The organism is Joostella sp. CR20, from assembly GCF_038433465.1.
Lineage (GTDB): Bacteria > Bacteroidota > Bacteroidia > Flavobacteriales > Flavobacteriaceae > Galbibacter.
Window position 1 is genome coordinate 410,429 of sequence record NZ_JAESVF010000001.1, and the last position, 21,106, is coordinate 431,534.

The 21,106-nt window shown below is 34.9% G+C and carries 21 protein-coding genes; 2 read left to right on the forward strand and 19 right to left on the reverse strand.

Annotated elements, in window-relative coordinates; genetic code table 11:
* The 6 genes from JMA43_RS01800 to JMA43_RS01825 all read right to left on the reverse strand — a co-directional run bounded on the left by JMA43_RS01800 (position 1) and on the right by JMA43_RS01825 (position 5,938).
* Positions 1-1,125 (reverse strand): efflux RND transporter periplasmic adaptor subunit, encoded by a 1,125-nt coding sequence (locus tag JMA43_RS01800; RefSeq protein ID WP_342154339.1) that lies wholly within the window; start codon positions 1,123-1,125, stop codon positions 1-3.
* Complete coding sequence (locus JMA43_RS01805) at positions 1,125-1,637, reverse strand: GbsR/MarR family transcriptional regulator (protein WP_342154341.1); 513 nt, start codon at positions 1,635-1,637, stop codon at positions 1,125-1,127. Before JMA43_RS01805 ends, JMA43_RS01800 begins: the two co-directional genes overlap by 1 nt.
* A 353-nt stretch (positions 1,638-1,990) precedes the next feature.
* Positions 1,991-2,455 carry a nuclear transport factor 2 family protein gene (locus JMA43_RS01810; RefSeq protein WP_342154343.1) on the reverse strand — a complete coding sequence of 155 codons (465 nt, stop codon included), beginning with the start codon at positions 2,453-2,455 and terminating at the stop codon, positions 1,991-1,993.
* 89 nt (positions 2,456-2,544) lie between these two features.
* The gene (locus JMA43_RS01815; RefSeq protein WP_342154345.1) at positions 2,545-3,666 is read right to left on the reverse strand and encodes an aldo/keto reductase; all 1,122 of its coding nucleotides are present in this window, start codon (positions 3,664-3,666) and stop codon (positions 2,545-2,547) included.
* Positions 3,667-3,672: 6 nt separating this feature from the next.
* Entirely contained in the window at positions 3,673-4,722 is a 1,050-nt protein-coding gene (locus JMA43_RS01820) for a hypothetical protein (RefSeq protein WP_342154347.1), read from the reverse strand.
* A gap of 4 nt (positions 4,723-4,726) precedes the next feature.
* On the reverse strand, positions 4,727-5,938 hold the full coding sequence (locus JMA43_RS01825; RefSeq protein ID WP_342154348.1) for an aldo/keto reductase: 1,212 nt from the start codon (positions 5,936-5,938) through the stop codon (positions 4,727-4,729).
* Between the two features lie 133 nt (positions 5,939-6,071).
* Here JMA43_RS01825 and JMA43_RS01830 point away from each other — a divergent pair, with 133 nt between their 5' ends.
* On the forward strand, positions 6,072-6,881 hold the full coding sequence (locus tag JMA43_RS01830; protein WP_342154351.1) for a helix-turn-helix domain-containing protein: 810 nt from the start codon (positions 6,072-6,074) through the stop codon (positions 6,879-6,881).
* Positions 6,882-6,886: 5 nt separating this feature from the next.
* Here the strand turns inward: JMA43_RS01830 and JMA43_RS01835 are convergent, their stop codons facing one another.
* From JMA43_RS01835 to JMA43_RS01845, 3 genes are all read right to left on the reverse strand, one after another.
* A complete protein-coding gene (locus JMA43_RS01835) occupies positions 6,887-7,282 on the reverse strand; it encodes a hypothetical protein (RefSeq protein WP_342154352.1) in 396 nt (131 codons plus the stop codon).
* A 7-nt stretch (positions 7,283-7,289) separates the two neighbouring features.
* Positions 7,290-8,309: a phenylalanine--tRNA ligase subunit alpha gene (pheS, locus tag JMA43_RS01840; RefSeq protein ID WP_342154354.1), complete on the reverse strand. Its 1,020-nt coding sequence runs from the start codon at positions 8,307-8,309 to the stop codon at positions 7,290-7,292.
* 207 nt (positions 8,310-8,516) lie between these two features.
* Positions 8,517-8,873 (reverse strand): hypothetical protein, encoded by a 357-nt coding sequence (locus JMA43_RS01845; RefSeq protein WP_342154356.1) that lies wholly within the window; start codon positions 8,871-8,873, stop codon positions 8,517-8,519.
* Positions 8,874-9,505: 632 nt separating this feature from the next.
* Here JMA43_RS01845 and JMA43_RS01850 point away from each other — a divergent pair.
* Positions 9,506-10,000: a CvpA family protein gene (locus JMA43_RS01850; RefSeq protein WP_342154358.1), complete on the forward strand. Its 495-nt coding sequence runs from the start codon at positions 9,506-9,508 to the stop codon at positions 9,998-10,000.
* A gap of 88 nt (positions 10,001-10,088) precedes the next feature.
* On the opposite strand, the gene JMA43_RS01855 is transcribed toward JMA43_RS01850, so the two are convergent.
* The 10 genes from JMA43_RS01855 to JMA43_RS01900 form a co-directional block, all read right to left on the reverse strand.
* Complete coding sequence (locus tag JMA43_RS01855; RefSeq protein ID WP_342154360.1) at positions 10,089-10,715, reverse strand: carbonic anhydrase; 627 nt, start codon at positions 10,713-10,715, stop codon at positions 10,089-10,091.
* Between the two features lie 33 nt (positions 10,716-10,748).
* Positions 10,749-12,329, reverse strand: a complete 1,581-nt coding sequence (locus JMA43_RS01860; RefSeq protein WP_342154362.1) for a SulP family inorganic anion transporter — start codon at positions 12,327-12,329, stop codon at positions 10,749-10,751.
* 119 nt (positions 12,330-12,448) lie between these two features.
* Complete coding sequence (locus JMA43_RS01865) at positions 12,449-12,697, reverse strand: hypothetical protein (protein WP_342154364.1); 249 nt, start codon at positions 12,695-12,697, stop codon at positions 12,449-12,451.
* A gap of 215 nt (positions 12,698-12,912) precedes the next feature.
* The gene (locus tag JMA43_RS01870) at positions 12,913-13,692 is read right to left on the reverse strand and encodes an SH3 domain-containing protein (RefSeq protein ID WP_342154366.1); all 780 of its coding nucleotides are present in this window, start codon (positions 13,690-13,692) and stop codon (positions 12,913-12,915) included.
* Positions 13,689-15,476, reverse strand: a complete 1,788-nt coding sequence (locus tag JMA43_RS01875) for a BatD family protein (RefSeq protein ID WP_342154367.1) — start codon at positions 15,474-15,476, stop codon at positions 13,689-13,691. Before JMA43_RS01875 ends, JMA43_RS01870 begins: the two co-directional genes overlap by 4 nt.
* 3 nt (positions 15,477-15,479) lie before the next feature.
* On the reverse strand, positions 15,480-16,424 hold the full coding sequence (locus JMA43_RS01880; RefSeq protein ID WP_342155094.1) for a tetratricopeptide repeat protein: 945 nt from the start codon (positions 16,422-16,424) through the stop codon (positions 15,480-15,482).
* A complete protein-coding gene (locus tag JMA43_RS01885; RefSeq protein WP_342154369.1) occupies positions 16,414-17,460 on the reverse strand; it encodes a VWA domain-containing protein in 1,047 nt (348 codons plus the stop codon). The genes JMA43_RS01880 and JMA43_RS01885 overlap by 11 nt, the downstream gene beginning before the upstream one ends.
* A gap of 6 nt (positions 17,461-17,466) precedes the next feature.
* Positions 17,467-18,468, reverse strand: a complete 1,002-nt coding sequence (locus JMA43_RS01890; protein WP_342154371.1) for a vWA domain-containing protein — start codon at positions 18,466-18,468, stop codon at positions 17,467-17,469.
* Positions 18,469-18,470: 2 nt separating this feature from the next.
* Positions 18,471-20,132, reverse strand: coding sequence for a BatD family protein (locus tag JMA43_RS01895; RefSeq protein WP_446719393.1), 1,662 nt, complete (start codon positions 20,130-20,132; stop codon positions 18,471-18,473).
* Between the two features lie 45 nt (positions 20,133-20,177).
* Positions 20,178-21,044, reverse strand: a complete 867-nt coding sequence (locus JMA43_RS01900; protein WP_342155095.1) for a DUF58 domain-containing protein — start codon at positions 21,042-21,044, stop codon at positions 20,178-20,180.
* Positions 21,045-21,106: the final 62 nt, after the last annotated feature.

The window sequence follows — 21,106 nt, forward strand, 5'->3', positions numbered from 1 at the left end:
TTAGTTTCTGAACAATGTTTTAATAGGCTTCACAATACTATCATACGAAGTTTCTTGTGGTGCAATAGCTGCGCCTTCTCTTAACTTGTTCACTCCTTTTGCAACAATTACATCGCCTAGTTTTACTCCATCTTCTACTACATATAAGTTATCAACTTCATCGGCAATGGTAATTACTTGAGATTTTACAGTGTTTTCTCCTGAAACTAAATACACCAAAATTTGACCTTGACGCTCAAAAGTAGACTCTTGAGGAATTACTGGCAATTCAGAATATTCAGTAGGAATTTGTATTGTTCCGCTGTTTCCGTTTGTTAACAATCTTTCTGGATTTGGAAACGTTGCTCTAAAACTTGCTGTACCTGTATTTTGGTTAATTTGTCCTGTAACAGTTTTAATTCTCCCTGTGTGCTTGTACAATTCGCCATTTGCTAAAACCAAGTTGATGGCTGGAAAATTATCTAACTTTTCTTGACGAGAATTTCCTTTTGTATTTTCAACAAAGTCTAAATAATCTTCTTCGTTCATTGAAAAGTAAGCATACACTTCATCAATATCAGAAACAGTTGTTAAAGGAGTTTGGTCGTTAGGACTCACCAAAGTTCCTTCTCTAAAAGGAATAGCGCCTACATAACCATCTACCGGACTTTTAACTGTAGCATAATCTATATTTGCATTGATAGCGCTGTAATTGCTTTTTGCCTGTGCTAAATTTGCTTTGGCAGTTTCCAATTGTACATTGCTAATAATACCTTTTTCTACAAGAGGTTTTAATTTATCTACCTCTACTTGTGCTACATTTACGCTTGCTTGCGCTGCACCAGCATCTTGAGTAAGCGACTCGGTTTCTAAACGAAACAACACTTGCCCTTTACGTACTTGCTGACCTTCATCAACTAAAACATCTTTAATATACCCAGATATTTTTGCACGCACACCACTGTTAATGACCCCCTCAATACTTGCTGGGTACTCTTTGTAGCCCGTTACTTTTTTACTCTCCACTTTTACCGTTGGATAAGGCATTGCCTGAGGAGCTTGTTGTTGTTCCTGCTTTTCACCGCAGCTTACAAGAATTATGGCAAAACCAATAAGAAGTAGCTTAGAATATAATTTTGAATTCATTATTGTACTTGATTGATAGTTATTAAATTACTTTTTAGTTTACATAGATTTTCAATCATTGCATCTACAAAATCTATGTAATGCAAATTGAATGAAATGTCTTTTTTATTTTCTACTGATACTTGTTTGTTTGTTGCTATTAGTTTTTCTCGGTAATTTTTAACCTTCACATGCAATTCTCGTTCTTTTCGCCAAGAGTTTATCTTGTCTTCCAAACGATTAATCATATTGTCAAATGAAGCTTTAAAATACCTTCTTCGATCGCCAGGTTTGGTGTAATAACCTATTCTACCCATCGATTGTAATAATTGAAGATTTGTTGACACCGAACTTTTACTCACCTGCAACTCCTCTAAAATTTCATCAAAAGTGGCGCCTTCATCTCCCACCAAAGCTAAATAACCAAAAATCCTTGAAGCCAATGGAGACAGCATATCTTGACACTCAAAATACACTCCCATCTCTTCAACGAGCTCGTGTTTTAACTTTTTTAAATCAGTTTCATCTGCCATAATTACCAAATAAGAGCGCAAAATTACAATTAGTTCGGTTTGTACAGAACCAACTAATGGTTAATAGTTTGTTAAACTTCTTTTGAACGCACAAAAGAGGCTCTTACTTAAGTATCAAATCGTTATGAGGGAACTATAAAATAAAGGGGGAAGAATTTTTTTGTTAAGATAGTAAAATAAAGGATACGTTTAGCACAGGAAACACCTTATAAAAACAACATCCAATTTCTCAAAAAAATGATTATTTCGATTGTAAATTCAAAATAACAACGTCGCAAAGTTATGAAAAAGAAATAATAACAAGTCGATTCGACTGAATAACTTGCTATTATTTTCTATATTTAAAATAAACTTTACTTTACCTCTCCTACCTCTCGATGAACAAAATTAGACTGTCGTTTTTTTATAAGCCAAACACCATCGAGCTTAACAAATTCATCTTTATAAATTGTGTATAACGTAGTTTTAATTTCTTTTCCTTCTTGAGTTCCTACCAAAATTACTCTACAATACGAAGTAGTTTTGGCTGTATCACTAGTTAATTCATCAATTGTTTGTTGTCCATTTTGATGATAGACAGTATGGAAGTTGGATAAAAATCCTGAAAAAGCATCTTTTAATTGTTGACGACCTTTTAAACTTGATGAAATTTCTCCGTCAGCATAAGATTCTACAATTCCATCTTCTGTAAAAAGTAAAACTTGTTTATCAATTTCTTTTGTATCTGCTAAGTTCGAAAATACATCAACAACATTTTTAATAGCCATTTTATCTTCTATTAATGCTATTCGTTGCTCATTTATATTGGTTTCTTTCATTTTTTCACAACTTATAAAATTTATAAATAGTAAGAACATTAAAATTAACTTCCCTATTCGCATATACTTTTTAAGTATTAAATTAATAATTATTGATTTTCTAATGTAGCTTCTTTCGATCTAAAACCTATCGTTGGTATTTGCTCTAAGGCTACTCTTATTTCTTTTAGTTCTGCATTAGAAAAATTAACTTCCAAAGAACCAATATTTTCTATTAAATGATTTGGATTAGTGGTTCCAGGTATTGGAACAATGTATGGTTTCTGAGCCAAAAGCCATGCTAAAGCAATTTGAGTAGGTGTTGTACCTTTCTTTTCTGCCCATTCTTTTGCCAAATCGGTTACTTTTAAATTGGCTTTTAGAGCCTCAGGAGTATAATACGGTACTCCTGCTCTTCGAAATCCTACTTCTGGAATATAATCATAGCCAAACCTTCCTGTTAGCATTCCTCGACAAAGAGGACCCCATGGCACAAATGCAATATCTAATGCTTCGCAAGTAGGTAAAATATAATGTTCCATTACGCGTTCCAACATGGAATATTCCGACTGCACTGCTGCTACTTTTTGAATAGCATTGGCTCTTTTTATAGTTTCTGGATTTACTTCAGACAAACCAAAGTTTCTAGCTTTTCCTTCCTTAATTAAATCTTTTACTGTACCCGCTATGTCTTCAATTGGCGTACCGGGATCCATACGATGCAAATAGAGTAAATCAATTGTGTCTGTCTGCAATCTTTTTAACATCCCCTCAACGGCAGTTCTAATATGCTCAGGGCGACTATTTCTTCCATTACGTCCGTTTCCACTAAAATCAAATCCAAACTTTGAAGCTATACTTACTTGATTTCGATAAGGTTTTAAAGCTTCTCCTACTATTTCTTCACTAAAATATGGGCCGTAAACTTCAGCCGTGTCAAAAAAATTAACTCCACTATCTACAGCTTTATGAATTACTTTAATCATTTCTGATTTATCCTGCGGAGGATTATAAACTCCTGCCATACTCATACAACCTAAACCAATTGCTGAAACTTCTAACGTTCCAATTTTACGATTCTTTTTATTTGAATACGATATATCATTTAATCCATGAAGGCTATCCTCTTTTGATGAGAAAGACATTAAACTAGCACTTCCAAGAAGTAATCCAGCAGACATAAGTGTGCTGTTTTGTATAAAATCTCTCCTGTTGATATTACTTTTTTTCATATTACTTTATTTTATTTGGTTAACCCAATCAATTATTAAATTGGCAATTTCTTGGTTATTTACATCCATCATCAACATGTGGCTATTACCTTTAATTCCAATATCTTTTAGATGTATCATTTTTGCATTTCCTCCTAGCTCATTGAACTTCCCAACAAAATTCCTCCAACCCTCATAATAGTTGTTCCAAGAATGTCCAGAAACACCTGTATCATTTTTTAAATGATCTCCATAAACTACAAGTAGAGGTATATTTTTGATTTTCTCCAGTTGTTCTTTTGTATATTGATTTCCAGTCCCTCCTGGTTCTAACAAAACCATAGCTTTAATTCCAGACATATCTATTAGAGCTGCATCTAAAGGAAATGAACCCGATTGAGAATGACTGATTAAAACAGTATTTTTTAACTCTTTAGCCAATTCGGCTAAATTTTTATGTGTGGGATTAGGTCTAGGTACTGCCCCAGACATAAAGGGTATACTTTGCTTTGAAAATTCAGAAAAATAAACTAATGGAAATTTACCATTCTCCACTTGCTTACCATCGAAAGTTGTGAATCGGAAATTAACCGATGTATTTTCATCTGATATCCGAATAATACTTGGTTGATTTTCTGGACTTTGATTTCTACCTTTTACATCATTATAAGTTTTTTGATTAAATCCAGAACGCCCCACTCCTACTTGATCAATAATGTAAACAGGGAATCCTTTTCTAACAAAATATTCATTCCACCCCATAGTTCCACTTGGGGTTGTTTCGTAGGTCTTTCCACTTAAATTCATACCATGAATCATCACGACAGATAAATTTGATTGTCGCATATACGGAACCATATAACTAACATAAGTCTGATTTACAGTAATATTTCCATCAGGAAAAAAACCACCAATTTGTACACGTGTTTGTTGTTCAGAATTACCACCTACATAAAAACTACCCACAGATTCTAAAACAAGCGGCTCATTATAAGTCTTTAAATTACTAAAGTTTTGTGCATTGCTTTTTGCTGAAAAAACAACACACATTACTATCATCCATTTTATAAATTTCATCGTACTAATCTTTTACTGGTAGCGGAGTTTTTCCATTTGTACCTTTGGATGAAGCTCCAAAACTAGTTCCATAGTCATGAGATTCTTTTAATCTTTTTGGTGCTCTATCCCCATAAACATGAAGCTTATTAAAACCATTTTCTAAAAAATTAAAATCTTCTCTAGTTAACTTTACTTTATACGCTCCTAAATTCTCTTTCATATGAGCATCAATTCGCGTCCCAGGAATTGGAACTATAAATGTTTTTTTTGTCATTAACCAAGCTAGTGCTATTTGCCCCGGTGTAGCATCATAATTAGCAGCCACTTCATCTAATAACTTTATTATTGGCTGGTTTTTTTCAATAGCTTCTTTCGTAAACCGAGGGAAGTTTAAATTTTTACGGATGTCTCCTTCTGCAAATTGATAATTTGGAGTAACATTCCCTGTTAAATACCCCATTCCAAGAGGACTCCAAGGAACAAATCCAATTCCTAATTCTTCACAAACAGGAATCACTTCCATTTCTGGATCGCGAGTCCAAAAAGAATATTCATTTTGAATTGCAGTTATTGGATGGACTTTATGCGCTCTTCTTATTGTAGCGGCTCCTGCCTCAGATAGACCATAATGTAGAATTTTCCCTTCCTTTATTAAGTCTGAAAACGCCCCAGCTACTTCTTCAATAGGTACGTTTGGATCTACACGATGTTGATAAAGTAAGTCGATACGGTCTGTTTGCAACCTTTTCAACATATAATCTACTGCTTCTTTAATGTGTTCAGGTCGACTGTTTAATCCCCCTTTCATTTGTCCAGTATTAAAATCAATATCAAAACCTATTTTAGACGCAATTACCACATCATTCCGAACTTCTTTTAATGCTTCTCCTGTTATTTTTTCACTAGTATGTGGACCATAAATTTCGGCGGTATCAAAAAAACGAATACCAGAATGATAAGCCGATTTAATTAATTTCACAGATTCTTCTTTTGAAGGAGGGTTTCCATATGCCCATGCAATATTCATACAACCAAATCCCATTTCTGATACTTCCAGCGAGCCTAATTTTCGTTTACCTAACGGAAATTCTAATTTGGATACTTTTGCATTTCTTTTAAATAACGAATTACCAGATGCCCACAGATTACTGTATACCAAAGATATACCTACGGTAGCCATTGCAGATTTTGTAAAAAAATCACGACGATTTACATTTTGATTCTTCTTTTTCATAGTTTATTTATTTTCTAACAAACATTCCCTTTTGTCAAAAATACTATCAACATGAACTAGAATTAAGACATATTTTACCGTAACATTTTCATATATTTCTGTATTTTTATAAAACACAATAATTCTAAAACCGTTGAAAGACCTTGTAGTTGTTGAGAATATAGATAGTGATGAAATCTCAAAAGATTTTGCAGAAACCCATTTCACACATATTTTATGTAAAAATGGAGAAGGCCATTTTCATTTAAACGACGTAAAACATTCAATCCAAAAAAACGACATTGTAATACTGTTGCCTAATTCAAAAATTAGAGATTTAACTCTCTCAGATAATTTTTCAGCAGTCTATCTTTTTTTATCATTCAATTTAATTAGTAAAAACAACCCTGATATTGGTTGGGGTATTAAAGGGTATTTGTTTTCGAAAGAAAATCCAGTTGTTGCAATAGATGCTAAAACCGTAAAAAAATGCAGTAATTATTTCTTTCTACTTCGTGAAAAGTTTAACGATAATTCACACAGATTCAAAACACAGATTATAAACTTACAGCTTCAGCTATTTGTTTTAGAAATGTGGAATATTTTGGCAGACAAGATGGAACAAAAATTAAATAGTTTTGATAAAAGTTCTATTTTTCAAAAATTCCTTCAATTAGTTGAAGCACATTGTATGGAGCATAGAGAGGTAGACTTCTATGCAAACTTATTATTTATCACCCCAAAATATCTTTCTGAGATATGTAAAAAGAGTAGTGGAAAAAATGCTTCAGAATGGATTCAAAACTACACAACAATACGCCTTATATTACTTCTTCGTAATGAAAGCTTAACGTTTACCGAAATTGCTGATTCAATGAATTTTTCGAGTCAATCTTTTTTTAGCAGGTATGTAAAAAAAGTTTTAGGCGTAAACCCAACCGAGTATAGAACCAAATTAAAATAATAAAATTATCCTACTACAACTCCTGCAACATTCATTACAGGCACATTGGTTTCGTTGTTTTCAGAAACTTGATATTCGTCAAAAATAAATTTCTTTTCGTACAATTTATTATCAGCAAAAAACGTCAAAAAATATTCATTTTTCAGTTTAAAAACATCTTCTTGCAACAGTTCTACTTTTCTAAAAGTTTTGGCTGGCAAATCGCCCAAACCGTGGCGCATGGTAGTAGTTTTTAATCCACCACCATAGCCTTTAGAAACCAAAATAGAACCTTCAATAGCGGTTTCTCTGTTGTTTATAAGATAGATATACCATGTTTTTGAGAGGTGTTTTTCATCCCACTCATTTACAGCAGCAACAAATACGTTTTCAGCAATAGGTATTTCGATATCTTTTTTCATCTTGAATTTATAAAACCGATTTAAATTGTTTTAAGAAACGAATATCGTTTTCACTCAACATTCTAATATCCGAGATTTGATGAAGCAATAGCGCAATTCTATCAATTCCCATCCCAAATGCAAACCCAGAATACTCTTTAGAGTCAATTCCGCAGTTCTCAAGTACATTAGGGTCAACCATTCCGCAACCCATAATTTCCAACCAACCTGTTCCTTTGGTCATTCTATAATCGGTTTCCGTTTCTAGTCCCCAATACACATCTACCTCTGCACTTGGCTCGGTAAACGGAAAGTACGACGGACGCAAACGTATTTTAGATTTCCCAAACATTTCGGTCGTAAAATATTGTAGTGTTTGTTTTAAGTCGGCAAAAGAAACCCCTTTGTCAATATACAAACCTTCTACTTGGTGGAAAAAACAATGCGAACGCGACGAGATAGCTTCGTTTCTAAAAACTCTCCCTGGAGAGATTGTTCGAATAGGTGGTTTATTGTTTTCCATGTAACGCACTTGCACCGAAGAGGTGTGCGTACGCAATAACACATCTGGGTTTGTTTGCACAAAAAAAGTGTCTTGCATATCGCGTGCAGGATGGTATTCTGGTAAATTCAATGCGGTAAAGTTATGCCAGTCGTCTTCAATTTCTGGCCCTTCAGATACATTAAATCCAATACGCGAAAAAATATCTATAATTTGATTTTTAACAATCGAAATAGGATGACGCCCTCCAAGCTCTAAAGGCATTGCTGGACGCGTTAAATCGCCATACACATTGGCGGCAGTTTGCGAACTCTCTAGCGCTTCCTTCAAAGTATTAACTTTGTCTTGAGCGGCCGTTTTTAACTGATTAATAACTTGCCCAAACTCTTTCTTTTGCTCGTTAGGAACATTTTTAAATTCAGTAAAAAAGTCATTCAACAATCCCTTTTTTCCCAAATATTCAATTCTAAAAGCTTCCACCGCATCCAAAGTAGTTGCCGAAAAGCCATTTACCTTCTCAATATGCTCCTTAATCGTATTAATCATAGCCATTTTTTCTTTGAAAGCGCAAATTTAAAGATTTCTACACATATAATATAGTTTCCAACCACTTAATTATATTTTTAAGAAGCCCTTCATTTGGCGTGTATTTATTAAAGCTGTTACCTGCCTGCCTGACGGTAGGCAGGCTTTCACTACTACACGGTAGTACGCTCAATCAGGGCTAGCAGTATAATGTAGTGTGTATTTGCACTAGTTTAAATATCCGTTTTCCGAAAAGTAATTTACAATTGCCTCCTTCATTAAAACCGACTGTTCGCCAGCTTTTAGTGTTGGGAGTTGCTCTTTTATTTGGTAATGAGGCCAACCATCGTCGTCAAAAAAATCAAACTCATAATATCCGTATGGCTCCAAAAGTCGACAAATAGCAATATGCATTAAATTTACTTTTTCGTCCTTTTTAAACTTTCGGTTAAGTTGCCCTAACTCTTGTACGCCAATTAAATAAATTATGGCGTCGAGCTCTAATACATCGCCATCTGCAAATTGGTTGGATAGTTTTTCAACCAACAAATCCCATTTCATTTTCAAAACCTCGTCTCTTGCCATGTCTAAATTTTAAGGCAAAAGTAAGAAGATAATTTGGCTATTCACGAATTGAAATTTTAGAATTTTAAATAACCTCAGTTCTATATAAACTTCAATATAGAGGAGTTTTAGCTACTTGTATTTCCGCTATTTATTAATGTGATTATCCAGAATCTGTCATTATGCACTGTCACCTCGAGCCTGCCTTTGTCGGCAGACAGGCGTAGTCGAGAGGTTATTCGACTTAACAAGCTTTAAATAGGGTCTCGACTACGCTCGACCTGACATTTTATTATTGATATAACACATTACGGATATTCAACTTAATAATGCTTTCATTTTTATCTTGACACAAAAACGAAACAAAAAAGTCAAGACTGATTAAAAAAGCATTAGAAAATCTACGGAAACAACCGCCACAGATAAAAAGAACTCGCTACGCTCAAACAGCTTTTTATCTTTCGTCCAACACCGCTTCCTTGATTTTCAATACTTTTTAAATAGGTCAATTTTATCATATTTTCATCATAATTATTTCAAACTCAATTTAAATCCGTTGTTTCACCAATACGCAAACCATTCTCACAATAGTAATTGAGATCTAAATCTCTATTATCGAGTAAAAATGTATATTTGTTAAAATCATTCATACAATGAATTACATTGACATTATTTTAGGCGGACTCATATTGTTTGGAGTTATTCGTGGTTTTATGAAAGGCCTTTTTATTGAAGTAGCCTCTTTGGTTGCTTTAATTTTAGGAATTTACGGCGCTATTCACTTCTCATATTTTGTGGGCGATTTTTTAAAAGAACGCGTTGCTTGGGATGAACAATATGTAAGTCTTACTGCTTTTGCTATCACATTTATCATTATCATTTTGGCGGTTTCTCTTATCGGGAAACTCCTTACCAAAGTTGCAAATTTTGCCGCACTCGGACTTTTAAACAGGCTGTTTGGCGGACTTTTCGGCGGACTAAAAATGGCGGTTATTCTTGGTGCAATTTTAATTTTTATCGATAGAAGCAACCAAACTTTCGATTTTATCAGTCCGGAAACTATCGAAAATTCCGTGACTTACAACCCCGTAAAAGAGCTAGGAAACACAGTATTCGATTGGGTGTTAAGAGAAAGAAACAGTCTTTAATTTTCAGTATAAAAATTACAAAACATAAAAAGCCTCCGATAGTACTATCGGAGGCTTTTAACATTAACCATTTTAAAAAAATAAATGTTTAATCTAAATGGTAAATTTCCATGATGTTTTTCAAAATTCCATCAAAATCAATCTTTAAATCGATTAATTTTCCTGTTTTAATATCGAAAACCCAACCATGAACTTTTAATCCTCTATCTCTAAATGCTTTTTGCACAGTTGCTGTTTTTATCAAGTTTACACACTGCTCTTGTACATTTAACTCTACCAATCTGTCGTAACGTTGGTCTTCGTCATCAATAGCATTTAACTCTGTTTTGTGTAAACGATATACGTCTCTAATGTTTCTTAACCATGGGTTTAACAACCCTAAATCTGCCGACTGCATTGCGGCTTTTACACCACCACATGAATAATGCCCGCAAACTACAACATGATTTACTTTTAAATGGTTTACAGCATAATCTAAAACCGACATAGCGTTTAGGTCGGTACCAACTACCATATTGGCAATGTTTCTGTGTACAAAAACATCTCCAGGGCCTAGACCCATTAAATCTTCGGCAGTAACTCTACTGTCTGAGCAACCAATATAAAGTAACTCCGGACTTTGTCCTTTTCCTAATTCTTCAAAATAGTTGGCATCGCCATCGAGTTTAGACTTTATCCAGCTTTTATTATTTTCAAATACTTTTTCTAAGTTCATCGTTAATTAGTTTTATTCAATTAATTAATATTTTTAGGCGGCTTCTTTTGATTTCGATTTAAAAAAGTTTGTAAAATTCTTCGGATTGTAAACAGTACCTCTTTCAGAAATCAACTTTACTTCAATATTTTTTTCTTTCGCTTTGATTGCAAAATCATCTAAAATCTCAAGAATGTCATAATTCAAACGAATAGTTTTTCGAACATCTAATTCGAGTAAGGTATCGTTTGGCAACGCATTTAATTCTTTTAAAATAGCTCCTTTATTCAAAAAAGAAACTTCTTCTGCCAATGTCATTTTCACTACATGGCTACCGTCATCAGACTTTTCAATGTGTAAAAAATGAGAATTTTGATAGTTTTTAATTAAGATTGAAGTAATTCCTACAGCCAATCCTAAACCAATTCCCATTAACAAATCAGTAAACACCACTCCAGCAACAGTTACAATAAAAGGAATAAATTGATCTTTTCCTAACTTGTACATTTGTTTAAAAAGTGCTGGTTTTGCCAGTTTGTACCCTACAATTAATAAAATTGCGGCTAACACTGCTAGCGGAATTTTATTAAGTAATCTAGGGATCAAAATTACGGATCCTAATAGAAAAAATCCATGTAAAATTGCCGATAATTTTGTTTTCCCTCCCGATTGTAAGTTTGCCGAACTACGTACAATAACTTGTGTAATTGGTAACCCTCCAATTAATCCTGACACCATATTCCCTGCGCCTTGTGCAAATAATTCTCGGTTGGTAGGTGTGGTTCGTTTTTCAGGGTCTAATTTGTCGGTTGCTTCTACACATAAAAGTGTTTCTAAACTAGCCACAATTGCAATCGTGAAAGCTGTAACCCATACTTGCGGATTGGATAAGGCTCCAAAATTTGGCAACGTAAACTGCCCAATAAAGTCGTCTGCGCTTTCTGGCACTGGTACTTTTACCAAGTGATCGTTTGCAATGGCAATAGACGAACTTGGATCTATCGATGTGTAATAAATAATACCAACAACTACGGCTACTAGAGGTCCTGGTACAATTTTAAAAATATCGTGCTTTTTGGATAATACTTTATCCCATAATAGCAAAATAGCCAAAGAAACTGTTGTAACTAAAAGTGCTCCTGGAGAAATAAAATCGAACATCGAACCCAATGCCGAAAAGGTATTTTCACCATCAAGTTGGAAAAAATTTAGGTCGCCTTCATAATCTTTATCGTAACCAAAAGCGTGCGGTATTTGTTTTAAAAAGATAATAATACCAATAGCGGCCAACATTCCTTTAATTACAGATGAAGGGAAATAATACCCAATAATACCTGCTCTTAAAGCGCCAAGTGCAATTTGAATGGCACCTCCAATAACTACGGCCACTAAAAAATTTTCAAAGCCAAGGTTTCCAATAGCGCTCAGTACTATTACTGCCAATCCTGCTGCTGGTCCACTTACTCCAATTGAAGATCCACTAATACTTCCTACAACAACACCTCCTACAATTCCGGCAATAAGTCCAGAAAATAAAGGTGCTCCACTCGCCAAGGCAATTCCTAAACATAAAGGTAGTGCTACAAAAAACACTACGAGACTCGCAGGAATATCGTTTTTTAAATGCTTAAACATAATTATATATTTTGTTTCACTTTCGTGAAAGGTCGGTTAAAGTTTTTATTTAAATCTGAAATTAAACGGTGTAAACAACAAACTAAAACTGATTAAAATTATAAAAAGTTTAGTTTGTTTTAACTTACTTCTGGAGGAGGAATTACAACATCAATAACTTGGTTGTAATGGTATTTATTGTAATAATGAAAGTTCTCTTTATCTGTTAAAATTTGAGAGATGTTGAAGTGTATCTCTTTTGGAAAAGGAAGTTCTTTAAGCTCTTTATGTTCGCTTGTAGGTTTCGTTTCTTTTTTTTCTTCTTCCAAATTATAAAAATAAGCCACATCAGTATTTTCCTCGATAACTATTATAATTGTTGGAGCCATCAAGAAACTACTGAATATCATCAGAAAAAAGCAAATGAGTATTTTTTTACTTTTATTCAATTCAACTTAGTTTTACCAATTAGTCAGATTTTAAATAATTCAGCATAAAAAACTAAATTACAAAACACTTTAACCCACTGTAATTTAACTTACAAGAGTTTCAGCTTTACTGCTAAAGATACTATTTTTTTCGAGATTCTAAGAAGATATTTTCTTTAAAAGTCTTTGATTTCTTTTAAATCTGAATCTGGCAACCAACCTATTTTTCCGTCAGCCAACTTAATTTTTCGCCAAGACCCTAAGGTGTCTAAGACGTTTACTTTGGTTCCCTCGTGAAGCAGAAACACTTCTGTGCTTCCCATATTTGGTTCGGACATCACCGCTGCTTCTTGCGAAAAAATAATTGCAGGACGCTTTTTAACCTCAGCGCCATATTGATAATAAGCAACACCATAACATGCTACCGCAGCCAATAAAAACAACATACTAATGGTAAAATAAACTCGCTTTTTGGTGTGATAATCGGCAAAATAATACAGTAAAAAAGCAATTACAAATACCAACATACAAACGATTGCTAAAACACCCCACGATGAAAATGTAAGTTTCTCAACAATATTGCTAGTTAACTTATCAAACCCCGTTTTAGGCATAACATCAATAGCATCGACTGTCATGTTTTGTGCATACTGTAAATTATTTTGTATATCTGCATCGTTGGGCGCCAACAATAAAGCTTTTTCGTAATAATAAATACTTGGCGCTATTTGGTTGAGTTTGTAATAACTGTTCGCCAAATTGTAATATAACGCTGCAGAATGCTGCCCGCTTTCTGTAATTTCAAGATATTTCTCAATAGCTTCTTGATATTGCTTAGCTGTATACAAATCGTTTGCTTGCTTAAATTGGTCTTGCTGTTGCGCAAACCCAATAAAGCTACATATCATTACGATGACGAATAAAAATCTGCTATGTAAATTAGAACTCTTCATCATGATTTAAACTGTTTATCGATTAACGAAATTACTTCCGCTGCTTTATCATAATCGTTTTGCATTGCTGCATTTGTACTTGGCGAATATCGCGCCAATTCGCAGTTTTTAAGCAAGGCTATAAAATCGTTTACAACTTCTTGCTCAACGTTTTTAGCCAACAATAACTCACTAATTTTTTCTTTGCTGAACTCCGATGTTACCAATTTGAGTTTTGCACGCAAGTAATTGTGTAATGCTCGCTCTAAAGATTCGTAGAAAGCCTCTTTGTTTCCTAAATTCTTTTTAGCTTCCGAAAGATATTTCTTGGCTAACTTATTGGCTTTTCGAACTCTATTTCCAACAACATCACTCGCCATAGCTGCTCTTTTCTTACCAATTAAAATTGCAATTGGAATTAAAAGTAGCGGAGCTAAAAACAACACATAATACCATAACGAACCAAAAAATATTGGGGTAGATTTTGGCTGTAAATTGGTATTGAGTTTTATAAATCTAAACTGATCGCCAATAGCTGTAACTGCCTGTTTGTTTACCGCAGTATCGTTACTTGCAACAGGATTATTTGCAGAAGCACTCGATGGGCCTTCGTACACATTAAGCAACGCTTGTTGCGAGGTTATTGTTTTATACTTTCCTTCCTTCGGATCGAAATACGAAAAGGCTACTTCTGGAATAGGATACTTCCCTTTAAACTGAGGAACAATTGTGTAATTATCAGAGATTTTACCGCTCATTCCAGCAATATTGGTCGACACATTTTCATCGTGTTCTGGCTCGTAAACTTCCAACGAACTCGGCAACGTTAACTTTGGAAGATTGAAAAGTTTTAAGTTTCCTTTTCCGCTCACCTGTACTTTTGCCGTTAACGATTCGTTTGCTTTTAAATCGGATTTCGAAGTGATGACATCAAAATCAAATTGTCCAACAGCCCCTGTAAAACCTGCAGGCTTTCCTGCTTCTGGTAAAGGTTTTACATTGATGGTACGATTTCCTGCCGTCACCGTTTTATGGGTTTGTGTAAACAGCCTTCCGCCAAATACATCTCTTCGGTTGGTCGGCACATCTACCGTAACATCTAGCGCCAATGGCTCAATTTCTAAAGCCCCTGTTTTTTGCGGATACAATACAACGCGTTTCAATACAACATAGCGATATTGCTTTCCTTGGTACAAACCATTTTCTACTTGAAAACGAGTTACTTTTATATCTTGAGACCAGAAATTATTATACGTTGGATTTGCCTTCGGAATAAAATTAGACACATTAATAGAAGGACTCACATACAATTTATAAACCACACTTACCGCTTCGTTTAAATACGGACTCGCATCTGAAACTTCGGCAACCAAATGAAGATTCTCGTCTGCAATATCATCAGCAGATGGTGGCGCATTTGGATCGCTTACTGCTTCGGTTACCTCAACTCGAATAGGTGTTGTTTTATAAGTTTCGTCTTCAATTTCAACTTTTGCCTGCGAAATTGTAAAATTCCCTTTGGAAATAGGAGTTAAAATATACGAATACGATTTTGTAAACGAACGCTTTCCGTTTACCCAAGAATGACTTACCGATTGGTTTGGCCCCATTACTACTCTAAAACCTTCAAACGAAGGAGGCACAAAGTTATCGCCGTCTTTATTCATACTAAATTCCACACGCAAACGCTCGTTAACACCTAGCTTTTGCTTGCTTACTTTAGCTTCAAACTGAACGCCTTCCTCTTGAGAAAATAAACTTCCCGAAAGGGTGATAAAAAAAGTAAGTATTAATAGTTTAATTTTCATTTGTTACCAATCTTTTTCAGATTTTACTGGTGCGCCTTTTACTTTTTCGGCATTTATTTTTTCTTGTACTTTTTTCTCTTCGTTATTCATCGCCTCCAAAATATTTTTTACTTGCTGTGGCGATAATTGATCTGGACGAGGTTGTTGCTGTTGTTGCTCTTGAGGCTTATCTCCAGGATTTTTTTGCTGATCTTGCTTATCGTTCTTTCCTTCGTCTTGTTTTTGATCTTCTGGATTATCGCCTTGCTCGTCTTTGTTATCTCCTTCTTTATTTTGGTCGTCTTCCTTCCCTTGGTCGTCTTTTTTCTCGTCGCCTTCGTCTCCTTCTTTCTTATCTTGATTTTCTTGGTTGTCTTGGTTCTCCTTATCCTGATCTTGGTTTTGATCGTCTTTGTTTTGATCTTGATTATCTTGATTTTGGTCTTGCTGTTGTTTCAACATTTCTTTTGCCAAAGCCAAATTATATCGTGTTTCCTCATCAGAAGGATTGTTTCGCAACGCTTCCTTATACGCTTCTACTGCTTTTTGGTATTCTTTATTTTTCATAAACACATTACCCAAATTATGAAACGCTTTGTGTTTATCTTCTTTACTACTAGCCGTTGTGCCTGCTTCTTTATAGCGCATAAATGCCTCGCCCATACTCTCTTTGTTGTAATACAAATTTCCTAGATTGTATTTTGCTTTGGCATTTTCTGTGCTTTTGGCAACCGCTTTTCGATACTCCATCTCTGCAGTAGTAGCATCGTTATTTTCTTCTAAAATTTCGTTTCCGTTATGGGTGTACGTAATCGACTCCGACAACGCTTTTTGCTTCGCTTTTTCTATAGCTTCGCTGTCTTGTGCTTTTACTTCTGAAAATGAAAAAAGCGACAAAATAGCTAAAAAAACCATTTGACAACAAATAGTCTTTCTTTTAATCTGAATATTATTTGTGTTATTTTTCATCATTCTTCTCATTAAACAAGTTTAACTTCTGAATCCAAACTGTTTTTCTTTCTAAAAGGAAAATATCTAGAAACAAGAATAAAATCGCACCTGCAATAAACCATTGAAACTGATCTTTAAAATCGGCAAATTGCTTCGATTCAAACTCAGTTTTATCCATTTTGGTTAACGTTTCCGTTACAAAATCTACAACCGCTTCTGTATTGGTTCCGTTAATGTATTCGCCATTTCCTTCCGCAGCAATATCACTTAAAATATTTTCATTCAACTGCGTAATAACCACTTCACCTTCTTGGTCTTTTTTATACGAATCTATAATTCCATTTATTCTGATAGGAATTGGACCTCCTTTTGGTGTTCCTACTCCGATAGTGTAAATTTTTATGCCAGCTTCTTTTGCTTTTTCAACCGACTCTAACGCCATATCTGAATGGTCTTCTCCATCAGAAATTAAAAACAACACGCGGTTGGTTTGCTCTTGGTCGTCGTAATAAGTGGTTGCCAAATCGATAGCTTCGTTGATGGCCGTTCCTTGCGACGACATCATATCGGTATTCATGCTTTGTAAAAACATTTTCCCTGCCGCATAGTCTGTTGTAATTGGCAACTGAGGATAAGCCTGCCCTGCGTATGCAATAATCCCGATGCGGTCGCTTGCTAAATTATTCATGATTTCAGAAACAATTCGCTTTGCTTTTTCCAATCGGTTGGGAGCAATATCTTCGGCAGCCATACTTTTTGAAACGTCAATTGCAAAAACAATATCTACCCCTTCGCGTTTTACAGTTTCTAGCTTTGTACCAACTTTAGGATTTACCAATGCCACAGACAAACACACAATTACCAACAACAAAAACAACAATTTTAAAAACGATTTAAACGTTGATTTGTTCGGACTTAACTTTTCTAATGCCGCTGCATTTGCAAATTTCTTTTGGGTTTGTCTTTGCCAAAACTTAAACCCGAGAAAAAGCAATAACAATAAAGGGATTAACCCCAGCAAATAGAAATATATTTTTTCGTCTAATTGATACATAATATTTTACACAAAACTTCTAAAAACAGTATATCTTAACAAATATTCAATAACTAATAAAGCGCAAGCTAATAACGCAAACACTCTAAATTCTTCTTCGTAATTGTAATATTTAAACTCTTCGATATCTGTTTTTTCTAATTTATTGATTTCTTCATAAATCTCGGAAAGCTTCTCGTTGTCGGTCGCTCTAAAATAAACACCGCCTGTTTTTTCAGCAATATCTTTTAAAAGCGCTTCATCGATTTCCACTTTGCTCATTCCGTATCTAAAACTTCCGTCGGGATTGTATGCAATTGGCGACAACGCCATTCCGTTACTACCAAGCCCGATGGTATAGGTTTTAATTCCGTATTCAATAGCCAAACTCGCTGCGGTTTGCGGTTCTATAAACCCCGAATTATTAACCCCATCAGTCAATAAAATAATCACTTTACTTTTGGCTTTACTGTCTTTTAATCTGTTTACTGAAGTTGCCAATCCCATCCCGATAGCGGTTCCGTCTTCTAATTGTCCGTAGGTAATATCGTTTAACGAACGTAGCACAATAGATTTATCGCTTGTAATTGGTGTTTTTGTAAAACTCTCTCCAGAATACACTACGAGTCCGATACGGTCGTTTACACGCTCTTTAATAAAGTCGGCTGCAACTTTTTTTAAGGCACTCAATCGATTTGGTTTTAAATCGCGCGCCAACATACTCGATGAAACATCAATTGCCATTACAATATCTATTCCTCGTGTAGTTTTTGTTCTTGTTGAAATGTCTTCCGTTTGCGGACGAGCCATTGCAACTATTAAAGCCGACAAAGCCAACAACCTCAACACAAATAGCAAAGGTTTTAATTTTGCCAACAGCGATGGAGCTGCTTTAAACCCTTTAATACTCGATATTTTTAACGAAGCTGTTTCTTTTTTACGCTTAAAAAAATACCAAACAATAGCCACTGGAAGTAATAAAAACAACCAGAAAAATTGTGGATTTGCAAATTGTATATTTTCAAACATAATTAACTCCCGGTTTTAAAATCTATAGAATTGGTTACCTTTTCTACAATTTGTTGTGCGTAGGCATCATCTTTATCATGCACCATAATAACCTGTTGGAAACCTCCGTTTTGAACAAAACTTAAAATTACATACGCACGCTCATTAGTTTTATTGGTTTCTGGGTTTACAACTTCTAAGGTTCCAAATACTTTATTTCCTTTTTTTCCTGTAGGTGTAACAAGCTCTTCTTGCTTTACAATCATATTTTTACCGCCAGCTTCATCTACTTTTTCCAAAGCCGCATCGATAGCTTTTTTAGCATCAAAATCGGCTTCCTTTTTATAAGTAGAAACACTTGCTTCTATATAAAAGTTACTCCATAAATTTCCGTAGTTAAACACTTGGTATGTGTTCGTGCCTGTTCCTTCTACGCTATTTGGAATTTCGTTATCGCGTTTTAAAACTGCTGGAGTTTCTAGGTAAATCGCTGGATAGCCGTAGGCGCTTCCAACCCACTCTTGTGCCAACAACGATTTTGTTGCGTGTCCAAATACGGTATCTTTAACTGTTGAAAATCCGTATTTAAAAACAAACACTCCAAAAGTTATAAGCAATACTCCAACTCCTGCTGCAATGGCATATTTTATTTGTTGCTTTTTCTTTTTTTGTTTGAAAGCCTCCACATATTCCTCTTGCTCCATTAACTCTTCTTCGGTTGGTTCTGGCAAAGCTTCTTTGGTTTTTACCACTATTTGCTCAATGGTTTTTCGGTCGCGGTCTATAATAGGTTCTTCAGGAGTAGATTTTGCAAACTTTACCAAATCGGCAGTTTGTAAAACATTTTTAAATTGTTTGATGGTGTCTTCATCAATTTTTAAACTTCCCGCATCGCGAAGCATTTCCATTTTAGTAATCAACTCGTCGGTAGTACTTTCGAGTGCCGAAATATGCACATCTTCTTCTAAATACGAACGAACAATATTGGTTAATTCAGAATAATATTCTTTGTATTCAGACTGAATGATATATTTTGATTCGTCTAACTTTTTCAGCTCTGCTAGTGCACGGTCGTATGGCGGCAACAGGGCTATTTTTTCGTCTTCTGTAAGTGGTTTACTTCTGAAAACAAACCAATATAAAAGTCCGCCTACAATGGCAGCAATTAAAAGTCCTATTAGCAGCCATTTCCACCAATCGCCCATTGGTTTTTCAACTTGTGCGAGTCCTTTAATGTCATACATTTTTTGTTTGGTAGTATCAACCACAACAGTACGAACTTCAATCTGTAACGAATCGGTAAAATACGGTTTGTTGTTAATCATTACCTGCTGGCGTGGCAAGGTATATGTACCCGAATCGAACTGTGTTAAAGCGTATTTTTTTATTAAGTTGAATTTATCTTGATTGATAAGCGTGTCGGTAGGCAAGGCTTCCACCACTTCCAACGGCATAAAGGTTTGTCCGTCTGGAAAAATAACCTGCGCTGTAGTATCGGCAGCAACTTCAAAAGTAAAATGAATTTGTTCACCTATTTTGATAGAAGTAGAATCGACCGACGATTTTACCGTTGGCGTAGATTGTGCAAATGCAATACAAGACAGACAATAAAAAACCAGTAGCAAAATACTCGATTTCTTGCTACGCGAATTATAAAACTTATTCTTGAAAATCAAATCAATCATTCTTTAAAAAATTTCTCGGCTTTTTGCCAAATATCCATTCCAACTTTATCCTCTTCGTTTAAAATATCCTAATAGTTTTTTCACATAACTCTCGTCGGTACGGCTGCTTATAACTCCTGCACCGCTTTTTGAAAATACGGTTTGGTAATATTGCACTCTTTCGGTATAATATTGTGCGTATTGATTTCGTACACTTTTTGCTTTGGTGTTTACCAACATCAACTCGCCTGTTTCGGCATCTTCCATTTGTACAAAACCAATATTTGGGATGGTTTCTTCTTTTTCGTCGTACACTCTAATTCCAGTAATATCATGCTTATTGGCTGCAATTTTGAGCGCGTGCTCGTAATCATCAGCAATAAAATCTGACAAGACAAAAGCAATTACTTTTTTCTTGCTTACGCTGGTCATAAATTTAAGTGCACCGTTAATATCTGTTTGCTTGCTTTTTGGTTTGAATTCTAGCAATTCTCGAATGATTCGCAATACGTGAAACCTTCCTTTTTTTGGCGGAATGTACAATTCTATTTCATCTGAAAATAATATCAACCCGATTTTATCGTTATTCTGCATAGCAGAAAAAGCCAAGGTGGCTGAAATTTCGGTAATAATGTCTTTTTTGAAATTGTCGGTCGTACCAAAAAACTCCGAACCACTAATATCTACCATAAGCATCATGGTAAGTTCGCGTTCTTCTTCAAACACTTTTACAAAAGGTTCGTTGTAGCGCGCCGTAACATTCCAATCGATATTTCGTACATCATCTCCAAATTGATAATTACGTACTTCGCTAAAAGTCATACCACGTCCTTTGAAAGTCGAATGATATTCGCCTCCAAAAATGTGGTCGCTTAAACGACGCGTTTTTATCTCGATTTTTCGTACTTTTTTTAGTAGCTCTTTCGTATCCATTTCCCCTCCCGACCTCCCCAAAGGGGAGGAGCGCATTATTTATTTCTATTACACTTAATATA